The organism is Salinarchaeum laminariae, assembly GCF_023204835.1.
Classification (GTDB): domain Archaea; phylum Halobacteriota; class Halobacteria; order Halobacteriales; family Salinarchaeaceae; genus Salinarchaeum; species Salinarchaeum laminariae.
Genome location: NZ_CP096270.1, coordinates 2,879,784 through 2,899,042, shown reverse-complemented (window position 1 = coordinate 2,899,042; position 19,259 = coordinate 2,879,784). Strand labels below are relative to the sequence as shown.

The following is a 19,259-nucleotide window of genomic DNA, read 5'->3' as shown; positions in this document are numbered from 1 at the left end:
CTCAAATGGATTCCGCCACGAGATCGTGGCGCTCTCGACGCCTGTCAGAAAGTGAGGCGTCTAGAGCCCGACGTTCACGGCGTAGGCCCACTCCGTCCCGCTGACCGCGAGGAAGAGTAGCGAGGCGCCGAGCAGCTCGACGTTCTTGATGAAGTGGATCATCTGGTCCTGTTTCTGGTCCTCTTCGACGGCCCAGAAGTCGTGCATGAGCGGCGTGGTGACGAGGAGGAAGACGGCAAGCGCGCCCGCGGCAATGGCGGGGAAGATTCCAAGCAGGATCCCCAGCCCGCCGCCGACGAGCATGACGCCGCTGGCCGCCACCGCGACGCCCGGGACGGGCACGCCTTTCATGCCGGCGTAGCCAGTCAGACCCTCGTGATCGAGGAAGTGGTTCAGTCCCTGGTACGCGATGAAGGCGCCAAAGAGCACTCGTGCGCCGAGCAGGAACGCGCCCTCGAGACCGGACTCGAAGACCATCAGGCGACCACCTTGGTCGACTGGCCGTGATCTGTTGCTGTATCTCGATCGGTTCGCTTGGGGCGTACGTCGTCCGTAACAGTAGGTAGTTGCATCACACTACCAGGTTCGGTCGCGAACCTATATATGCGCTCGGCGACATAGCTGCCACCGGGTAACATCGATGACAGTAGGGAAGCAATCCGACGCCGCGAACGAAACGACATCGGGCACAACGACGGAGCCGGGCCCGTGTTCTCTCGTGGAACCGTTCGAGCAGATCGGATCGAAATGGCGACTCGTCGTGCTCAACGATCTCCTCGAAGGCGAAAAACGATTCAACGTACTGAAGCGATCGACGGGCGCCAGCTCGCGGACCCTCTCGCGGGTGCTCGACGATCTCGAGGAGATGGGCTTTGTCACGCGGCGCCTGGAAGAAGACGCGCCCGTAGCGACGTACTACTCGTTGACCGACAAGGGCGAGTCCCTGGCGCCGATGTTTGCGTCGATCGAGGAGTGGGCGATGGAGTGGCTGGATGCCGACGACTGATCGCGGGCGCGACAGCCGTCAACTGCCGTCACGGCGGGTCGGTTCGCCATCGATGACGATGGATCACATTAGCTGACAGAAATTGTATTCTATCTGAATCGGGTGAACGCGCTACTTCGCCGGGAGAACGTATCGGGCAGCAGATTGAAGACCATTTACTCCCTTTTCAGGGCATGGTCGTTACAGGGATGGACACGTCACTGGTGCTCCATTCCGTCTACGTGCTGGCATTCGGTCTCTCCGCAGTGGTGTGTTTCGCGATCGTTCCGAAGGCGCGGTCGGTCGTCGACGCCGACTCGCGCCGTGGGTTAATCTGGCTCCTCCTCCTCTGTGGTGGATGGGCCGCCGCCCACGTCGGGTTCCTCTTGGCTCCGTTCCGGGAACTGCAGGTCGCCTTCTACGTCCTGGGGCTCGTCTCGGGATTCGCCGCAATCGGTGCCTGGATATACTTCTGCTCGGCCTACACAGGCAGGACTTACCACCGACGATCGGGGTTCCGGCTTGGCGCACTTGCGCTCTTCCTCGCGGTGGTCGCGCTCAAAGTTTCCAATCCGATACACGGGCTATACTTCTCGGCAAGCCCTGCGACAGAACCGTTCGCACATCTGGCGGTCCAGCACGGGACCCTCCACTGGCTTGCGATGGGACTGGCCTACGCACTCGCGAGCGTGGGGTACTTCATGCTCCTCGAGCGGTTCCTCACCGTCGGGCAGGATACTCGCCCACTCATTGCGCTCGTCGGACTCACCGGACTCCCACTGCTCGCGGATCTCGCTGGGCTACTCTCCCCCCGACTGATCGACATGACCTACGAACCGGTCGGGGTCGCGGCGTTCGCAGTTGGCGTACTATATCTCTACCTCGAGGAGTTCCAAGCCGTGCAGCTTGCGGGGGGCCAGGACGAACCAGTGCTCGTCCTCGATCCCGACGGAACGATCCGGGAGTACAACCGGGCGGCTCGAACACTCTTTCCCACCCTCGCAGGCGCGATCGGCGACGACCCTGCGAACGCCGTCCCTGCGCTTTCTCACGCCATGCTCGGTGAAATGCTGCTGACTGTCGAACGCGACGACGGTCCCGTCCACTACCACGTCACCGAGACGCCGATCAGCGCTGGCGACGTGCCACTCGGCTCCGTGCTCTCACTGGAGGACGTGACCGCGGCCGAGGAGTCTCGCCGCGCGCTTGAGCGGCAGACTGAACGGCTCGACCGGTTCGCAAGCGTCGTCGCCCACGACCTCCGGAACCCGTTGAACGTCGCAGAAGGCCACCTCGAACTCGCCCAGGATCGCATCGACGCCGGACGATCGAGTGCCGAGGTGTCTGACGAACCTGCGGGGGCTGCTGATGGGTCTCTTGCTGAGCACCTCGAGGCGGCCGCGGAGGCGCTCGAACGGATGGAGGCGCTCATCGACGATCTCCTCACGCTCGCCCGACAGGGACAGGACATCGACGAGGTCGAAACGGTCGCGATCGGTGATCTCGCCACTGACTGCTGGACCACCGTCGAGAGCCAGGACGCGTCACTCACCGTCCAGAGCAATCCCACTGTCGACGCCGATCCCGACCGAGTCCGCCAGCTCCTCGAGAACCTCTTTCGAAACGCGATCGAACACGGGGGCGACGACGTGACTATCACAGTCGGAGCGCTCGCGTCCGTCGACGGCTTCTTCGTCGAGGACGACGGGCCCGGAATACCCGAGGAGGACCGTGAAGAGGTCTTCGAGGCTGGGATGACAACGAACCCGGACGGCACCGGGTTTGGCCTCGCGATCGTCTCGGAGATCGTCGACGCCCACGGCTGGTCGATCGCACTGACAGCGGCAAACGACGGCGGGGCCAGGTTCGAAATCCGGACCTGATCGACCGGCTCCCCCGTCTCAGTGCAATCGCGTTCGGAGCAATCCTACTCGCCGATCGCCTCTGTTTTATTCGCGTTTCGGTCGTGGTTCGTTCGTGCTTCGAACCTGCGTGTGGCGAGTGCGTTTCGTTGGCGCCTCGATCGTATCTCTGTCGCATCTCGGTCTCGGAACGGCCGTCGAAAGCAGCGGTGGCGTACTAGACAAACCCCCAACACAACGCTGCGTTACTTCGTGAACGGTATACCGATGTTTTGGGGCTTCCTGTGGTCGCATGCGTACGATGAACTCCCTTCAGCGGCTCCAAACTGTCCGTATTCGTCCCAGTCCCCTCCGCTGCCTCTCTCGCTTCCACCGGTCCCAAAACGAACTGTCTCTGTCAGAGCACGTCCAGCCCGCGGTGAGTGAGGACGCCGATGAGTGACCGATCCGTTTCCGTCGTACGGAGCGTCGAGGAGATCGGTGAGGGGCCACTTCGGAATCTCGTCGAGCAGGGTACCGGCGGCAGCTTCTTCCATCGGTACGACTGGCTGCGTGCCGTCGAGGATGGGCTGCCGTGGCAGCCCCGGCACGTGGTCGTTCGGAAGGGCGAGAACCCGGTCGGCTTTCTGCCGACCTTCGGCCGGCGTCTCTCACTGCCCCACGACGCCGCCGAGCGCGTCGCCGAGGCGGCCGACATCGAGTCACTGGTTCCGCCGCCACCGGGGTACGGCGGTCCCGTCGCCACCGGCGACGAAGAAGCGATCGTCGGAGAACTCCTCGATGGCGTCTCCTCAATCGACGGATCGAACGCCATCTTCCACCGAATCCAGAGCTACGACGTGGGATCGATCCGGTACGGTCGTCCGCTGGAAACTCGCGGGTACGAACCCCGGATCGATCAGTGTGCGTTCGTCCTGCCCCTCGATAGCGACTGGGAGACGCTGCTCGACCGAATGGACTCGGGCCGCCGGAAGGCGATGCGCCGGAGTGCAGAGCAGGACGCAGAGGTGACAATCGAGAGTATCGCGGACGACCTTCCTGCCACGTACGAGATGTACGCGGCGAACATGGGGCGCGTCGGCGCGACCACCCGGCCACGCTCGTTCTTCGAGGCGGTCGCCGACCACCTGCCCGATCGCGTTCTCGTGGGACGAGCGACCGTCGACGGCCGCGAGGTCGGTCGATACGTCTTCATGCTCGACGACGAACAGGACGTGCTCCACCACTGGCTCTCCGCGATCCCTGACAGCGACGACTTCGACGCGTACCCCTCAGAGCTGCTCCATCGTCGGGCGATTCAGTGGGGCCTTGAGGAGGGGTACGACCGCTACAGCTTCGGGCCAACGGCGCCGGATCTCTCAGACTCTGTCTTCCGGTTCAAGGAGCAGTACGGCGGCCGACCGGTACCGCTCGTTAGATGGGAGAAGGGGACGCTGCCGGTGGCCTGGCAGGCCTACAAGGTCGGGCGGTCGTGGTACCGGGGGTCCCAGATGGAGTCCTGAGCCGGGGTCGCCCATCACGCTCCCGTTGCATTGACCGAACTACGCTGCTGTGCGGTATAGGATCCTCCTACTATGATTTGGTTCCTCTAGAGAAATCCCTACGAACGCGTATCAGTCGAACCGCGACAATGCTCGGGCAGATGTGGGTGGGTGTACTGTTCCTCCTTTCCTCGCGCTCGGACTCACAGTCTGTGCCACCCTCCTCGGCCACAGACCGGAACCGCCTCGCGATCACCTCTTCGAGGACGAGACCGGCGACCGCGAGAACCCGTTCGCCGACGTCTCTGCCGGCGCCGCCGATTCCGGTCCGTACTGTCGGGAGTGTGGTAGGGCCGTCGAACTCTCTACGTATCGGCTCTGCCGATCGTGTCTCGGTCGGCCGCTTCCCGGCGACTGAGTTCGGGATGCCCCGACTTTCGATTCAGTTCGCCGCTTCCCAGCTCCCGGCGACGACGAACCACGCCGCGTGGGGTATCCACTGCTCCGTCCAGCGCCAGTTGTTCTCCGGGTCGTCTGCGTACTCCGGCGGCCGGAACGCGATGTCGGACTCGTCCTCGACGCCGGCAGTGATCCCGTTGACGATGCCACCGGGCGTGTTCGGAGCGCCGGGGACGAAGGGGACCGGGTCGTTGCCGACGCCTTCCAGCATACACGTGTCGTAGGGGTTCCGCCCGAGGATCCAGGCGAGCTGGTCCCGTGCGAACTCGGGAAGCGACGATGCCAGGTCCACGTCCGCGTCCACTTCCAGGTCCGAGTCCACGCCTTCGAGCACCGCCGCGCTGTGCTGGGCGGCGGCAGCCAGCGACGCGAGCCGGGCGTTTTCGCCCTGCCACCAGTAGCCAGTCTCGTTCTCGTGGGGGACGAAGAAACGAGCGGCGGGCTCGTCCTCGTCCGTGGCCTGGGCGAACTCGCGGGCGTAGCCGAAGGGGTTCACGACCTCGTCGGTGAGTGCGAGTTCCCAGTCCCAGTATGCCGCGAGGGACTGCTGAATCTCGTCGGCGAGCTGTCCGTCGGCAGTTGCGTGATCACCGGCGTCGACGACGTCGAGATACCGGCAGAGCGCGACGATCGGGAGTCCTTCGTCGGACGCGTGGAAGAACGGTCGGTCGCCGTCGTTCGCGACGAACCAGCCCTCCTCCGTCTGGCGATCGAGGAGCGAGCGCGCTCGCTCGGCGGCTGCCGCTGCGAACCGCTCGGCAGCGTCGGCGTCGCCGCGCTCGTCTGCGGCTCCCGAAAGCTCGGTGGCGGCCAGCAGCGCACAGTAGTCGTCGATCACGTTCTCGACGCCGTCGTCGAGGTAGGACTCGTTGTGCGTCTGAAGGTGATCGAAGCCCCGAACCGCTGCCTCGTAGTAGGTCTCAGCGTCGAACTCGCCGCCGTGATCGAGCCGGCCAGCTCGGGCGAGAGCTGCGATTGCGACGCCGCCGCCCTGGCGGAAGCCGGCCTCGTACTCCTCCGTCTTCGTGCCGTCGAACCCCTCGTAGGTACAGACGTCTCGCTCCTCGGGGTCGGAAGTCCACGTGTCGAAGACGGTCATGTAGAAGTAGCCGTCGTCGTGCTGGGCCCGAACGAGGAAGTCGGCGCCGAAGCGGGCCTCTTCGAGCGCGTCGAACCCGATCGCGTCCCGGGTCGTCACGTCGCCGCCGAGTCGCCCGGTGTCCGTCCGTGTCGAGAGCCGCTCCCGCGCGTCCAGTAGACTCCAGACGACCAGCGGAATCTGCTGGGGGTTCATGTAGTTCGCGTAGCTGAGGTGGGAGAGGTACTTGCTCACGTCGCCGGAGGCGTCGTACCAGCCGCCGCTGACGTCTATGGTCTCGCCTTCGGCACCGAGGATCGGGGCATTCCGGTCGTACCGGTCGTAGATGCCGGTGCAGCGCTCGGCTCGGAAGTAGCGGACGACGTCGGAGAGGACGGTGTCGACGAACGGATCCTCTGCGATCTCGAACTCCCGTGACCGTGCCTGCTGTGGTTGGTCGGCATCGCTATTCTCGCCGGTATCGTCGCCCGCTTCGTCGCTCCCGTCGCGGTATTCGACGGAGACGACGTATTCGCCCGCACGATCGAGCTCCGAGAAGTCGGCCGTCCAGTACTCCCAGTCCTTCCAGTCGTCGACGTGTCCTGCGTGTTCGATGGCTGCCTGTGCGACGACCTCGCCCGTTCGGGCGTCTTCGACCACCGCTGACGCCGGATCGCACGCCGACGATCCTTGCAGAACTGCGCGCTTGGATGCGGTCGGCTCGAATCCCAGCTGATCGACCAGAACGTCCATGTCCGTGATCCTCGACGGACCGAAAAAGCAGTATCGACTGCTGGCAGGCGACTCTTCGTGGTGATCGCGCGTCATGCCCCAGCCACCAGCTTTAAGCACAACTCCGACGCCCTTGAAAGCATGAAAGCTACGGCGATCGCCCATCCGATCCAGGGCATCGTGAAGTACCACGGGATGCGCGACTCCCAGCAGCGGCTCCCCTACCACGACTCGATCAGCGTCTGCACGGCGCCGAGCCACTCGAAGACGACGGTGGAGTTCTCGATGGACAACGAGGACAACACCTACGTCATCGACGGCGAAGAGGTCGAGGGCAGCGGCCGCGACCGCCTCGACCGCATCGTCGACGCCGTCCGCGAGCGATCCGACGCGCCCCACGCCGTCTACGGCGTCCGGATGGAAAGCGAGAACAGCTTCCCGACGAACGTCGGCCTCGGATCCTCGTCGTCGGGCTTCGCCGCGGCCGCCACGGCGCTCGCCGAAGCCGCCGACCTCGACGCCACGCTGGGTGAACTCTCCGCGATCGCCCGCTACGGCTCTGCCTCCGCGGCGCGCTCTGTCACCGGCGGCTTCTCGCACCTTCGCGCAGGGCTCAACGACCAGGACTGTCGCTCCCACCGCATCGACAGCGAGATCGCGGACGATCTCAAAGTCGTCGTCGGGCTCGTCCCCGCCTACAAGGAGACCGACGACGCGCACGAGGAGGCCGAGGACAGCCACATGTTCCAGGCGCGGATGGCCCACATCCACGAGCAGATCGCCGAGTGCCGGGACGCGCTCCGGTCGGATGACTTCGATCGAACGTTCGAGCTGGCCGAACACGACTCGCTGTCACTGGCTGCAACCACGATGACAGGCCCCGAGGGCTGGGTGTACTGGTCGCCGAAGACCCTCCAGATCTTCGCGGCCGTCCGCGAGCTGCGCGAGGAAGAAGACGTCCCCGCCTACTTCTCGACGGACACCGGTGCGAGCGTCTACGTCAACACGACCGAGGAGCACGTCGACGAGGTCGAGGAGGCCGTCGCGGACTGCGGCGTCCAGACCGCCGTCTGGGAGGTCGGTGGCCCCGCGCGCATTCTCGAAGACGAGGAGCAGGCGCTGTTCTAAGCCCACCTTTTTTCGAGGAGGGTTTCCTCGCTCGCTCCGCTCGCTGTGGGAACCCTCCTCGAAAAAATCTGGACCAAAAAATACCGCGAGCCGGCCTCGCTCCCAACCGCGTCGCTCGGCCGCTCGCGGAGGATTTCGTGACCAACAGCAGGTCGGGAACGACGACGGCTGTCCCGGCACTGTCCGCTCCCCGCTTCGGCTCGGTTTCCGAACTCCAGCGGTCTCGACCGAACGCTTACGTCGTCCGGCGATCATCTCCAATTCGTGACCGACTGGACGCGGGAGTTTCCGTTCGAACTTCGCGTCTGTCAGTGGGCCGAGCGCGAGTGGCCACCGGGTGAGTCACTCGATCCTGGGAAGCAGGTTCTCGTGGGCCGGCAGCTCGGGACGCGGGACCGTCGATGGGACACTGTCGTCGCAGTCTGTGACACGGAAGCGCTCCGACAGCGTGCTGTGTTCGGGGAGCAGGCGCTCGATCGAAATCTCCTACGGGTCGTTCGAAACGCGCCCTTCGAGTTCGAGTGGTACCGCGACGCGCTCACGCTGTGGACGACCGACTGGCGCTACGTTCGGGAGGCGGTCAAGGACGCCGCAGACCGTGATCTGATCGAAACCCGTCGGCGGAACAACCGCATCGAGCTTCGACGGCGCTGGGAGTACCCCGACTGGCTCGACGCGCTGATCGCCATCGAGAACAAGCCCGATCTCGACCGAAGCGCTGCGGACGCGCTCGCCGACCAGATGGAGCGAGACGTCGCCTTCGGCCTCGCCGACGAGGCGTGGGTCGCGACGCTACAGACAGGCGACGCCGCCGAGCCCGGCCTCCTGGCAGACATGCCCGTCGAGGCCGGCGTCCTCGCCGTCGATCCGGCGGGCGGGGATTCGTCGAGCGATCAGTCCACCGTCCTCTGGCACCCGCGAACGCTCGCCGTCGAGGACCCTGGGACGCGAATCCTCGATCGGCCGAGTGACAGCGAGTACGACCACTCCGCCGCGGAGTTCGAGTACGTCGACGCCGACTGGAAGGCGCTCGCGCGGCTGGCCATCGGCGAGCGGCTCTACGAACGGGGCTGGCGCTCCTATATCGACTCGATGCGGCCGGATTGCCGGCATTTCGGCCTGGAGACCGTGGGCGAGGACGCGACAGCCTCGCTTCAGCCACAGTGCGCCGCGAAGGACCGGTGTCCGTCGACCTGGGAGTGTGGGGGGCGCTGCAGTGAGTTCGAGCCCGAACCGCCGGCGTGGCGCTCGATGGGGTGGCCGATCGAGGGCGGCCCTGGGAAGGGGCTCCGGTCGGTGCTGGAGGCGCGAAGAGAGCGAAAACGGCCGAAATGAAGCGTTTGGGGGTGCTGTCCCGGGCTCTCCCGGGTTGTCCTGAACTGTCCGTCCGGTCAATCCTTGATTTCGACGGTGAGGTCCTCGCGCGCCATAGCGAGTCGGAAGGTCGGCACCGCTCGGTACTCGACCTCGACGGCCTCCTGTCGGCGTAGCCGCTGGAGCGCCGAACGGACCTCCTCCACGTCGGGATCGCGGTCGGTCTCCTCACGAAGAGCTTGCAGGACCGCCACCACGCTCATCGATCGCCCGTCGGGCCCGGGCAGCACCTCGATGACGGCCGCCTGGAGCTCCGTGACGCGAACCGTTCCGACGCCGTCGCCGTCCTCTCCGGGTTCAACGCCGGGCTCGACGTCGACGAGGTCGGCCGCTTCCGCGGTCGCCCGGATCAGGCTGTTGTCGTCCCGAAAGGTGTAGTCCGATAGCTCGCCTGTGAGATAGGAGTGAACGTCGCTACCGGAGTCCATCGCCCAGCGATCCTGCAGCTCACTGTTCTTCGTGGGCTGGAGCTCCACCACGTCGGCGAGCCGACTGCGGGCCTCATCCGAGAGGGTCATCGGACTGGACTCGTCGGGGCCGGATAGTGGGTGCTTCGGTTCCGGTCGATGGAACGGGAACCGAGATCGGCAGGGGTGGCGACGACTCGCTCCCCTGCCATCTACTCCGCTGCCTGAACAGGCACGCGATTCTGCGTGCACTCTCCCTCTCTTTTCTCTTTCTCCCACTCTCCGACACCTATCGCTCTCAATCGGTGCGGCGAAGGGCAGAACATGTGGGTAGACCGGAGTGGTGCCGGCCGGAATCAGAGGTCGCCGAGCTTCCGAAGAAGCTGCCCGCGCTGTTCCTCGTCGCTCTGGATGCCCTTCAGCTCGAGTACGTTCCGCTCGAGCTTGTCCAGTGCGACGTGGAATGCGTTCCGCGCGCCGTACCCTTCGCCGCTGCCAGCGATCTGCCCCTTGTTGGTCCGGAGGCGGATCTGGCACTGGATCAGCGGGGTGCCACGCAGCTTCTCCTTGTGTTTGTGGTACCGCACGTGCGCATGCTGGACCTGCATCTTCTGGTACTTGTCCGCGACCTCCTCGATCGCCTCGCGGACGTCCTGCCGGGAGATGGTGTCCTGCAGACGGATGTTGGTGATCTGGACGTCGAGGTGGGTCTCCTCGGTGTAGGAGAGCGCACGAAGCACGTCGGTCTTCGTGAGGATCCCCTGGACGAGCCGATCGTCCTCGGCCGGGGTGATGACGAGCCCGCCGATGCCGGCCTCGAGCATCTGCTCGACGGCAGCCTTCGCGGAGGTGTCGGCGGTCGTCGTGTCCACGGGGCTGCTCATGACGTCGTAGACCGGAATGTCGAGGATGCGATCCGCGTCACCGGCGCGGTCGCCCTCGCCCATCACGTCCATGTTCCGCACTGCGATCTCGCCGATGTCGTGGGTCGTGACGATTCCGGTGAGGTAGCCGTTGTCGTTGACGACGGGAAGCCGGGAGATCCCGTTCTCCCGGAGGCGGTTGATCGCCGTACCGATCCCGTCGTCCTCGTTGATCGAGACGATCTCGTCGGTGTAGATGTCAGCCACGTCGAGCGCGTCGAGGTGGTCGAGCACGGATTCGAGGATCGCGTCGGCGGTGACGATCCCCCAGAGCTGACCGTCCTCGAAGACGGGTGCGACCTTCGTTCCGCCTTCGACGAGCTGGCGGGCGGTGTCTCGCAGATCCTCGTACCGGTCGATCTTCGGCGCGGGATCGTTCCGGCTCGGCTTGATCAGCGCGCCGACCTTGGCGTCGTCCTCGACGTGGGACTGCAGGAGTTCCCGCTCGCCCAACACGCCCGCGTACTCACCGTCGCGCATGACGATGATGCCCTTGGAGTTGTCCTCCTGAAAGCGTGCGCGAGCCTTCCCGAGGCGGGTGTCGACGTCGATTGCGACGTACTCCTCGGTCGCGATCGTAGAAACGTCCATAGTGCTCACGTCTGGAGATTTGCATGCTACGGTCTTCAACGTACCGACCCAACGAGTGGCTCTACCTCGTTCGTTGACTCACTCTCTCTCGGGATGCCACGGACCGCCCACTGGCTGCCAGCTGTCCTGCGGTCTAGAGATGCCTGGATTCGATCGAGACGCATCGCACAGCGAGACCTTATATGTAATAATATACCTTCAACACCTTGTACTTATTAATATTCGGGACATACACCTGACCGCGTATGATCCACGATGCTCCCGACGAGAGTACGTCCGAATCCACGTACGAGTGTCTCCAATGTGGCGCCGTCATCACCAGCGACGAGAACCCCGGAAAATGCGAGGAGTGCGGTGGGGATCTACACAATCGTGCGATGGCCCTCGAATAGCGACGGAGTCTCTGAATCTATCTATGTCCTCTGATCAGTCGTCGGTCTCGTCGGGCTCCGCGTCCGACGACGCCGCCAGTCAAGCAGAATCGGCGCGTGCGACCGCTCGCAAACAACTCGAGCGAGCCGCTACTGAACTCGATCTCGACCGGAACGCCGTCGAACGGCTCCGGCACCCCGCCAAAATTCAGGAGGTGAATGTCCCCGTCGAACGAGACGACGGTTCAGTCGACGTGTTCACCGGCTATCGCGCCCAACACGACAGCGTCCGTGGTCCGTACAAAGGCGGGTTGCGGTACAGTCCACACGTCACGAAGGAGGAGTGCGTCGGCCTGTCTATGTGGATGACCTGGAAGTGCGCGCTCATGGACCTCCCCTTCGGCGGCGCGAAGGGTGGTGTTCGCGTCAATCCAAAAGAGCTCAGCACCGACGAGAACGAGCGATTGACGCGCCGTTTCGCACACGAACTGCGTAACGTCATCGGCCCGATGCAGGACATCCCCGCCCCCGACATGGGGACGGACTCGCAGACGATGGCCTGGATCATGGACGCTTACAGCATGGAGAACGGCGAAACGGAACCCGGCGTCGTCACCGGGAAACCCGAGGTCATCGGCGGTAGTCCTGGACGTGCGGCAGCACCCGGTCGCAGCGTTGCGATCATCACGCGGGAGGCGCTCGATCACTACGACCAGTCCCTTGACTCCGCCAGCATCGCGATCCAGGGGTTCGGGAGCGTCGGCGGCCACGCAGCCCGACTTCTCGACGAGTGGGGCGCGTCGATCGTCGCGATCAGTGACGTCAACGGGGCCGTCTTCGATCCGTCGGGGCTCCCCGTCCACGAGATCCCACTCCACGAGGACGAGCCCGAAGCAGTAGCAGGGTTCGACGGCCCAACCGTATCCGAACTCTCGAACGAGGAACTCCTCGAACTCGACGTCGACGTGGTCATCCCTGCGGCGATTGGGAACGTCCTCACCGAACGTAACGCTGGCGAGGTCCAGGCCGACCTGATCGTCGAAGGAGCGAACGGGCCAACCACGAGCGTCGCCGACGGCATCTTCCGGGAACGGGAGATCCCCGTTATTCCCGACATTCTCGCGAATGCGGGTGGCGTCACGGTCAGCTACTTCGAGTGGCTCCAGGACATCAACCGGCGGAGCTGGTCGCACGAACGCGTCAACGACGAGCTCGAGACTGAGATGCTCGGCGCGTGGGATCACGTTCGGTCGGAGGTCGAGGAACGCGACGTCAGCTGGCGCACAGGCGCCTACGTCGTCGCGCTCTCGCGGGTCGCCGAGGCTCACCGACACCGCGGGCTCTGGCCCTGACGACGTCGACGGTTCGTCGGCAGACCGTTTTCGCGGAGACTGCCACGGACGATCACCACACTGCTCCTGCGCATCGCAACCGGTAAGACCGTCCCGTCCGGACCGCGCTATATGGACTTCGCGGCACGCGTCGAGCGCGTTGAACCGAGTGCGACGGTGGCTGTCTCGAACCTCGCTTCACAGCTCGAGGCCGACGGCGTCGACGTCGTCGACCTGAGCGTTGGCGAGCCGGACTTCCCGACGCCGGCGCCGATCGTCGAGGCCGGAAAGGATGCGATGGACGCCGGCCACACCGGCTACACGCCCTCGAACGGTATCCCGGCACTCCGGGAGGCGATCGCCGACAAGCTCTCCGACGACGGTCTGGACTACGCTCCCGAGGAGATCGTGGTCACCCCCGGAGGGAAGCAGTCGCTCTACGAGATCTTCCAGACGCTGCTCGACGACGGCGACGAGGTCGTCCTGTTGGATCCGGCGTGGGTCTCCTACGAGGCGATGGCGAAGCTCGCCGGCGCGGAGCCGACCCGCGTCGACCTCGCGCAGTACGACTTCCAGCTCGAGCCCGGGCTCGACGACCTCGGCGCGGCCGTCGACGACGACACGGAACTCCTCGTCGTCAACTCCCCGTCGAACCCCACCGGCGCCGTCTTCTCCGACGCCGCGCTGGAGGCCGTCCGCGATCTCGCCGTCGAACACGACGTCACCGTCGTCTCCGACGAGATTTACAAGGAGATCACCTACGGCACGGAGGCGACCTCGCTCGGTACGCTCGATGGCATGGCCGACCGAACCATCACCGTCAACGGCTTCTCGAAAGCCTACTCGATGACGGGCTGGCGGCTGGGCTACTACGCAGCCTCCGAGGATCTGGTCGAACAGTCCGGCAAGCTCCACAGCCACTCGGTGACCTGCGCAACGAACTTCGTCCAGCACGCCGGCGTCACCGCATTGGAGGAGGTCGAGGACGAGATTCAGGAGATGGCCGACGCCTTCGAGGAGCGGCGGGACTTCCTGATCGAGGCCTTCGCCGAGCGCGGCGTCGAGGTCCCCGAACCCGACGGCGCCTTCTACATGATGCTGCCCGTCGACGAAGACGATCAGGCCTGGTGTGAGGAGGCAATCGAGGAGGCCCACGTCGCGATGGTTCCCGGGAGCGCCTTCGGCACGCCCGGCTACGCGCGAATCTCGTACGCGGCGAGCCTCGACCGACTGGAGGAGGCAGTCGAGCGACTCGACGACGCTGGCTGCCTGTAAGCGCGGATCGCCACCCCAGCGCGGGACCGGGCACCGTCGCCAGACCTTTTTCAGCGGACGCGGACGCACAGATATGGCCAAATCCGAGGACCAACGACGCTCGCGAGCGATCGGTGCCGGCATCGGAATTGGCGTCGGCGTCGGTGCCGGGTGGGGAGTAGTGATGGCGACGGCAATGAACGGTGATATCGCGACCGGGCTGACGATCGGCGCCGGTGCGGGCATCGTGATCTCGCTTCTCTCCGGCGCGGTGACCTATCGGGCCGCGGTCGAGGAGTAATCTCTACGACCGACGCGTCGTTTACTCCGCCTCGACCGCATCCTCCACGACCGACCACGCCGTGTCGACCACCGCATCCACGTCCGCGTGCTCCGCGTAGATTCGGATGTAGGGCTCGGTTCCACTGGGCCGCACGAGCACCCAACCGCCGCCCTCGAGCTCGACGCGAACGCCGTACTCCGTGTCGACGTCCGTTGCGGAGAACTGGGCTGGAAGCTCGGTTTCGATCTCCGCCATCACAGCGGTCTTCGCGTCGTCCGGGCAGGCGACGCTCTCCTTTCGGTATGGCCGCTCCACGACGTCGGCCGTCAGCCGTTCGATTCCGCCGGCCTCGGCGGACAGCGCGGCGATCAGTCCAGCGGAGACGATCGCGTCGATCCACCCGCCGAAGGCCGGATGGACGTGCTTCCAGGGCTCGGCTGCGAAGACGACCTCGGTGTCCACGCTGCCGGCCGCGCGCTCGCGAGCGATGCCCTCGTGGAGGACGCCGAGCGCGACCCGCTCGGTCCGACCGCCCGCGGCAGCGACGCGCTCGTCGATCCGGCCCGAGGCGTTCGGCGTCGTGACGACGACCGGATCCACGGCGTCGGCCTTCCGGACGTAGCGCTCCGCGATCACGGCGAGGACGGTGTCCTCGTGGACGATCTCTCCGTCGGGACCGACGACAGCGAGGCGGTCGCCGTCGCCGTCGTGGCCGATCCCGATCCGTAGCTCGTCGTCGCCCTCGACGAATCGGCGCAGCGCCGTGAGGGACTCGGGGGTCGGTTTGCTCTCGCGGGCGGGGAAGGATCCGTCGACGTTCGCGTTGAGAGCGACCGGCTCCGCGCCCAGTGACCGAAGAATCTGCGGGGTGGCGAGCCCCGCGACGCCGTTTCCGCAGTCGACCGCGACGCGCTGCCCGGCGAGTGCGCCGACGGCTTCGGGGAACGTCTCCTCGAGGTACGCACAGACTGCCTCGCGGTACGCTTCGAGCGTCTCTCCCTCACGGATGCCGCCCCACTCGTCCCAGTCGGCAGGGGAGGTCTCCGCGGCGACGATTCGCTCCACGTCGCTCTCCGCCTCGCTGTCGTACTCGACGCCGTCGTCGAATAGCTTGATCCCGTTGTCCGTCGGCGGGTTGTGGCTCGCGGTGATCATCATGCCGCGTCGGCCACGGCTCGCGTGGGCCAGCGCTGGCGTCGGCAGGCGACCCACTCGATCGACGTCCGCGCCGCCGCTCGCCAGCCCGGCTGCTGCCGCGGCAGCGAGGCCATCACCCGTGGTTCGGCCGTCGATTCCGAGCGCGAACGACGGCGACGTCCTGCCGTCGGCGGACAGCTCCTCGCCGAACTGGCCGTTGCCCGACGGATCGTCGCCGGATTGCTCTGCGGCGTGGCGGGCAGCGGCGCGACCGACGGCCATCGCTAGTTCCGGATCCACGGCGTCTCGCACGTCACCGCGGATTCCCGCGGTGCCGAACAGCGTCATGTCCGATTCTTTCGGGCACGACCACTTAGCTTGGGGCGATCGGACGAGGCGTCGTGCCCACTCGACCGATCAACGCACATCGCCCAGACCGCGAACCAGGCTTCGACGACCGTTGAAACCCCGGCAAGAACGCGATATGTCCCGCAGCCTTATCGGGGGAGCAGCCACACAATCTGTTATACAGTTAACATGGACGACCGTTCTCCGGACGTCTCCTCTCTCGCCGAGGGAGCCAGCGCCCTCCTCTCCGCCACCGGCAACTCCGACTGCCGCCGACGATTGCTCGACGCGCTCGGTCACGTCGATCTCGAGACCGCGGTCTTGCTCGTCGCGACAAGTGACGCCGACGAGCTCGTTACCGGCCTCCGTCGGCGCGGCGTCGCTCCGGAGGCGATCGGGGTCGTGGACGCCTCGCCAACGGACTCGGCGCCGTCCGGCGTCGCCGAGACGGACTCGGTCGTGGGGCCGGAGTCGCTCTCTGCGGTCGGCGTCGCCACCTCGGATCTCGTGGAACGACTCTCACACCGGTACGATCACGTGGTCGTCGGGCTGGATTCGACGACGCCGCTGCTCGCTGCGACGACGCTGCCCGCCACCTTCCGCTTCCTGCACGTCCTCGGCGGGCGAGTGAAGGCCTCCGACGGCGCCCTGATCGCGACGTTCGACCGGTCGGCCCACGACGAGGAGACGCGGCGGACGATCTCGCAGCTCTTCGACGAGACGGTCACGGTTGCATAGGTGGAGTGGGCACTGTCGGCTTCGCTGAGACGGAGCGGTATCGCAACGGGAGGGCGGTTTCAGAGTACTGGCCACCCGGCCGGAATAAATTTCTCCCTACTCTCTCTCAATTTCTCCCTACTCTCTTCGGCGTGGGGGACGTTGGACCGCCTTTACAGCTCGACCCCGGAGGGGATCAGACTGTGTTTGCGCAGGAGATTCCCGGCGTCGTTGTAGACGAGGAAGGTCCGCTTTTCGTACTCGAGGAACGGCTCACCGTCGATGAGCACGCGGACGTCGTAGCCGCCGTCGTCGTCGGCGATCTGCTCGCCGTACCGACGTGCTGCGCGGATAAACTGGAGGACGTCGTCTGCGTCCTGGTTGAGTTCGAGCACGAAGTCGCCAGTGATCCGGTTCGTGACGCTAACGACGCCGGTCGCGTCCTCGGCGTCGAGGTCGTCCTGCAGCCGAAAAGCGACGTCCGTCTGCTGGGCGTCCAGCAGTTTGCCGTCGCCGTCTGAGAACCGCTCCTCGAGAGAGGAAGCAGGCCCCTCGAAGTCGATTGCGACGCCGGGCTTCGCGGGATCGCCGTCGCCCTCGACCCAATCGACGTTCTCGACGTCCAGGCTGAAGTAGTCGCGTCGCATTCCCTACTCTACGATAGTGGGCCACGTGGCTTGAACGTAACGCCCGGAGGCAGTTTTCTCGCCTGAATAGGGCGCGTTTCCGGCCGCGTCGGCCGCCGAGCGTCACAAACTGTTGTGACTCTCAGCAGTCCCGCGACACTGGTTCACACTACTCTGGCGCGAACGCGTCCGCGGACCTACGTGCAGAGACCAACGACCAGAATCGCAGTCTGTCGGAGCGGTGCGGCCACCCAACTTAAGGCCGATCACTGACATACTCAGGCAGACGACGGTTCCCGTCGATATCTCGCATGGCCGGAACACCCGACCCAGAGCCCACGTCCGAGGATACGAACGGCGAGGACGCCGGTGCCGATCCCGCCGACAGCACCGGCGCTGCCGATAGCGGCGAGCATGGCGCCAGCTCCGAACCCGGCAGCCGGTCTGACGGTGACGGCCCGATCCCGACCGATCGGGACGACGTCGCGCACCGTGGCGACGTTACTACGCACGGGGACGCGAGGAACGGCGACGGGGACGATCCGGGCGCATCAGGTGACTTCCAATCGAAGTTCGCCTACGTTCGCCGGCAGTTCGTCCGAGCCGGCCAGCTACTGCAGGGATCGACGATTCCGACCGACGAGTACAATCCGACCGAGGACGGCCCGCTGGTTTCATTCGAGGGGCTAGACGGCTACGAAGAGATCGAACGCTACTGGGTGAACGCGCCCTTCGCGTTTATCTCGATCAACTACGACGATCGAGCGAACGAGTACCGCTACGAGGTCGTGGAGCCGGAGCTGACTGACGACGAGTTCGCACTCCTCGAGAAGGCCATCGAAGACGTGCGCGACCCGCTGATCTACCGGACGACCGTCGACGTCGACAACGATGCCGAGACGGTTCTCCGGGACGAACTCCGGGAGCAACTCGAGCAGTACGGCGCGGATCTCGACGTCGGCGCGTTTCACAAGCTCCTCTACTACGTCTACCGGGCGTTCAGGGGGTACGGCAAGATCGACCCGATCCTGCACGATCCCCACATCGAGGACATCTCCTGTGACGGCTACGACCTCCCGATCTTCGTCTACCACGACGAGTACACCGACGTCGAGACCAGCGTGAGCTTCGCGAAGGAGGAACTCGACAACTTCGTGGTCCGACTGGCCCAACAGTCCGGCCGACACATCTCCATCGGCGATCCGATGGTCCAGACCACGCTGCCGGATGGCTCCCGCGTCGAGATGGCGCTGGGCGAGGAGGTGACCCCGCGGGGATCCGCGTTCACGATCCGGAAGTACGCAGAGGACCCCTTCACGCCGATCGACCTGTTGAACTACGGCACGTTCAGCGTCGAGCAGATGGCCTATCTCTGGCTCGTCATCGAGCACAACAAGTCCCTGATTTTCGCGGGCGGCACTGCTTCGGGGAAGACGACCTCGATGAACGCAATCTCGATGTTCATCCCGCCCCGATCGAAGGTGCTCACGATCGAGGACACCCGGGAGCTCACCCTCTATCACGACAACTGGCTCTCGAACGTCACGCGCGAGCGCCTTCACGAGGGCACCGACATCGAGATGTACGACCTCCTCCGCTCCGCGCTCCGCCACCGGCCCGAGTACATCATCGTCGGCGAGGTCCGCGGCGAGGAGGCGATCACGCTCTTCCAGGCGATGAACACCGGCCACACGACGTACTCGACGATGCACGCCGACAGCGTGCAGACGGTGATCAACCGGCTCGAGAACGAGCCGATCAACGTGCCACGCTCGATGGTGCAGTCCCTCGACGTGCTCTGCGTGCAGACCCTCACGAGGTTCGAGGACGAACGCGTCCGCCGCAACAAGACGATCGCGGAGATCGAAGGCATCGACCAACGCACCGGCGAACTCGACTACTCGACCGCCTATCGCTGGGACGCCGACGACGACAGCTTCGGCGGCAGTGGGAGCGCCGTGATGGGGGAAATCCGGGAGGACCGCGGCTGGACCCAGAGCGAGTTTCTCACCGAACGCCGCGACCGACAGCGGTTCCTCGAGTATCTCCGGGACAACGACGTGACGGACTACCGCCAGTTCACCGCGCTCGTCAACGAGTACTACGCCGACAAGGACGCCGTCATGGATCGGATTGCAGGAGCCGACTCTGGCTCCGCAATTGGCGAGTAAC

The 19,259-nt window shown here is 65.3% G+C and carries 18 protein-coding genes; 12 read left to right on the top strand and 6 right to left on the bottom strand.

Annotated elements, in window-relative coordinates; all coding sequences use genetic code 11:
- Positions 1–60: 60 nt before the first annotated feature.
- Positions 61–477 (bottom strand): DoxX family membrane protein, encoded by a 417-nt coding sequence (locus MXF70_RS13895; protein WP_248516264.1) that lies wholly within the window; start codon positions 475–477, stop codon positions 61–63.
- Between the two features lie 163 nt (positions 478–640).
- Between MXF70_RS13895 and MXF70_RS13890 the strand changes: the two genes are divergently transcribed.
- From MXF70_RS13890 to MXF70_RS13875, 4 genes are all read left to right on the top strand, one after another.
- The gene (locus MXF70_RS13890) at positions 641–1,006 is read left to right on the top strand and encodes a winged helix-turn-helix transcriptional regulator (RefSeq protein ID WP_248516263.1); all 366 of its coding nucleotides are present in this window, start codon (positions 641–643) and stop codon (positions 1,004–1,006) included.
- Between the two features lie 173 nt (positions 1,007–1,179).
- Complete coding sequence (locus MXF70_RS13885) at positions 1,180–2,868, top strand: sensor histidine kinase (protein WP_248516262.1); 1,689 nt, start codon at positions 1,180–1,182, stop codon at positions 2,866–2,868.
- A gap of 413 nt (positions 2,869–3,281) precedes the next feature.
- Complete coding sequence (locus tag MXF70_RS13880; protein ID WP_248516261.1) at positions 3,282–4,349, top strand: GNAT family N-acetyltransferase; 1,068 nt, start codon at positions 3,282–3,284, stop codon at positions 4,347–4,349.
- A 142-nt stretch (positions 4,350–4,491) separates the two neighbouring features.
- Positions 4,492–4,746: a hypothetical protein gene (locus MXF70_RS13875; RefSeq protein WP_248516260.1), complete on the top strand. Its 255-nt coding sequence runs from the start codon at positions 4,492–4,494 to the stop codon at positions 4,744–4,746.
- Between the two features lie 24 nt (positions 4,747–4,770).
- On the opposite strand, the gene MXF70_RS13870 is transcribed toward MXF70_RS13875, so the two are convergent.
- The gene (locus MXF70_RS13870) at positions 4,771–6,618 is read right to left on the bottom strand and encodes a glycoside hydrolase family 9 protein (protein ID WP_248516259.1); all 1,848 of its coding nucleotides are present in this window, start codon (positions 6,616–6,618) and stop codon (positions 4,771–4,773) included.
- A 120-nt stretch (positions 6,619–6,738) separates the two neighbouring features.
- Between MXF70_RS13870 and mvaD the strand changes: the two genes are divergently transcribed.
- Together mvaD and MXF70_RS13860 are read left to right on the top strand one after the other, a co-directional pair.
- Positions 6,739–7,725 (top strand): phosphomevalonate decarboxylase MvaD, encoded by a 987-nt coding sequence (gene mvaD / locus MXF70_RS13865; protein WP_248516258.1) that lies wholly within the window; start codon positions 6,739–6,741, stop codon positions 7,723–7,725.
- 264 nt (positions 7,726–7,989) lie between these two features.
- The gene (locus tag MXF70_RS13860; protein ID WP_248516257.1) at positions 7,990–9,060 is read left to right on the top strand and encodes a DUF5787 family protein; all 1,071 of its coding nucleotides are present in this window, start codon (positions 7,990–7,992) and stop codon (positions 9,058–9,060) included.
- A 56-nt stretch (positions 9,061–9,116) separates the two neighbouring features.
- Here MXF70_RS13860 and MXF70_RS13855 read toward each other — a convergent pair whose 3' ends face one another.
- Both MXF70_RS13855 and MXF70_RS13850 read right to left on the bottom strand, forming a co-directional pair.
- Complete coding sequence (locus MXF70_RS13855) at positions 9,117–9,617, bottom strand: DUF5797 family protein (RefSeq protein ID WP_248516256.1); 501 nt, start codon at positions 9,615–9,617, stop codon at positions 9,117–9,119.
- 245 nt (positions 9,618–9,862) lie between these two features.
- On the bottom strand, positions 9,863–11,020 hold the full coding sequence (locus tag MXF70_RS13850) for a CBS domain-containing protein (protein ID WP_248516255.1): 1,158 nt from the start codon (positions 11,018–11,020) through the stop codon (positions 9,863–9,865).
- Between the two features lie 245 nt (positions 11,021–11,265).
- On the opposite strand from MXF70_RS13850, the gene MXF70_RS13845 reads away from it, so the two are divergent.
- From MXF70_RS13845 to MXF70_RS13830, 4 genes are all read left to right on the top strand, one after another.
- Positions 11,266–11,412, top strand: a complete 147-nt coding sequence (locus MXF70_RS13845; RefSeq protein ID WP_248516254.1) for a rubrerythrin-like domain-containing protein — start codon at positions 11,266–11,268, stop codon at positions 11,410–11,412.
- A 23-nt stretch (positions 11,413–11,435) separates the two neighbouring features.
- Positions 11,436–12,743 carry a glutamate dehydrogenase GdhB gene (gene gdhB, locus MXF70_RS13840; protein WP_248516253.1) on the top strand — a complete coding sequence of 436 codons (1,308 nt, stop codon included), beginning with the start codon at positions 11,436–11,438 and terminating at the stop codon, positions 12,741–12,743.
- 111 nt (positions 12,744–12,854) lie between these two features.
- Complete coding sequence (locus MXF70_RS13835) at positions 12,855–13,997, top strand: pyridoxal phosphate-dependent aminotransferase (protein WP_248516252.1); 1,143 nt, start codon at positions 12,855–12,857, stop codon at positions 13,995–13,997.
- 73 nt (positions 13,998–14,070) lie between these two features.
- The gene (locus MXF70_RS13830; RefSeq protein ID WP_248516251.1) at positions 14,071–14,277 is read left to right on the top strand and encodes a hypothetical protein; all 207 of its coding nucleotides are present in this window, start codon (positions 14,071–14,073) and stop codon (positions 14,275–14,277) included.
- A gap of 21 nt (positions 14,278–14,298) precedes the next feature.
- Here the strand turns inward: MXF70_RS13830 and MXF70_RS13825 are convergent, their stop codons facing one another.
- Positions 14,299–15,744 carry a phosphohexomutase domain-containing protein gene (locus tag MXF70_RS13825; RefSeq protein WP_248516250.1) on the bottom strand — a complete coding sequence of 482 codons (1,446 nt, stop codon included), beginning with the start codon at positions 15,742–15,744 and terminating at the stop codon, positions 14,299–14,301.
- 189 nt (positions 15,745–15,933) lie between these two features.
- On the opposite strand from MXF70_RS13825, the gene MXF70_RS13820 reads away from it, so the two are divergent.
- Positions 15,934–16,482, top strand: coding sequence for a DUF7504 family protein (locus MXF70_RS13820; RefSeq protein WP_248516249.1), 549 nt, complete (start codon positions 15,934–15,936; stop codon positions 16,480–16,482).
- 152 nt (positions 16,483–16,634) lie between these two features.
- On the opposite strand, the gene MXF70_RS13815 is transcribed toward MXF70_RS13820, so the two are convergent.
- The gene (locus MXF70_RS13815; RefSeq protein ID WP_248516248.1) at positions 16,635–17,108 is read right to left on the bottom strand and encodes a DUF5793 family protein; all 474 of its coding nucleotides are present in this window, start codon (positions 17,106–17,108) and stop codon (positions 16,635–16,637) included.
- Between the two features lie 290 nt (positions 17,109–17,398).
- On the opposite strand from MXF70_RS13815, the gene MXF70_RS13810 reads away from it, so the two are divergent.
- Positions 17,399–19,258, top strand: coding sequence for a type II/IV secretion system ATPase subunit (locus tag MXF70_RS13810; protein WP_248516247.1), 1,860 nt, complete (start codon positions 17,399–17,401; stop codon positions 19,256–19,258).
- Position 19,259 lies beyond the last annotated feature (1 nt).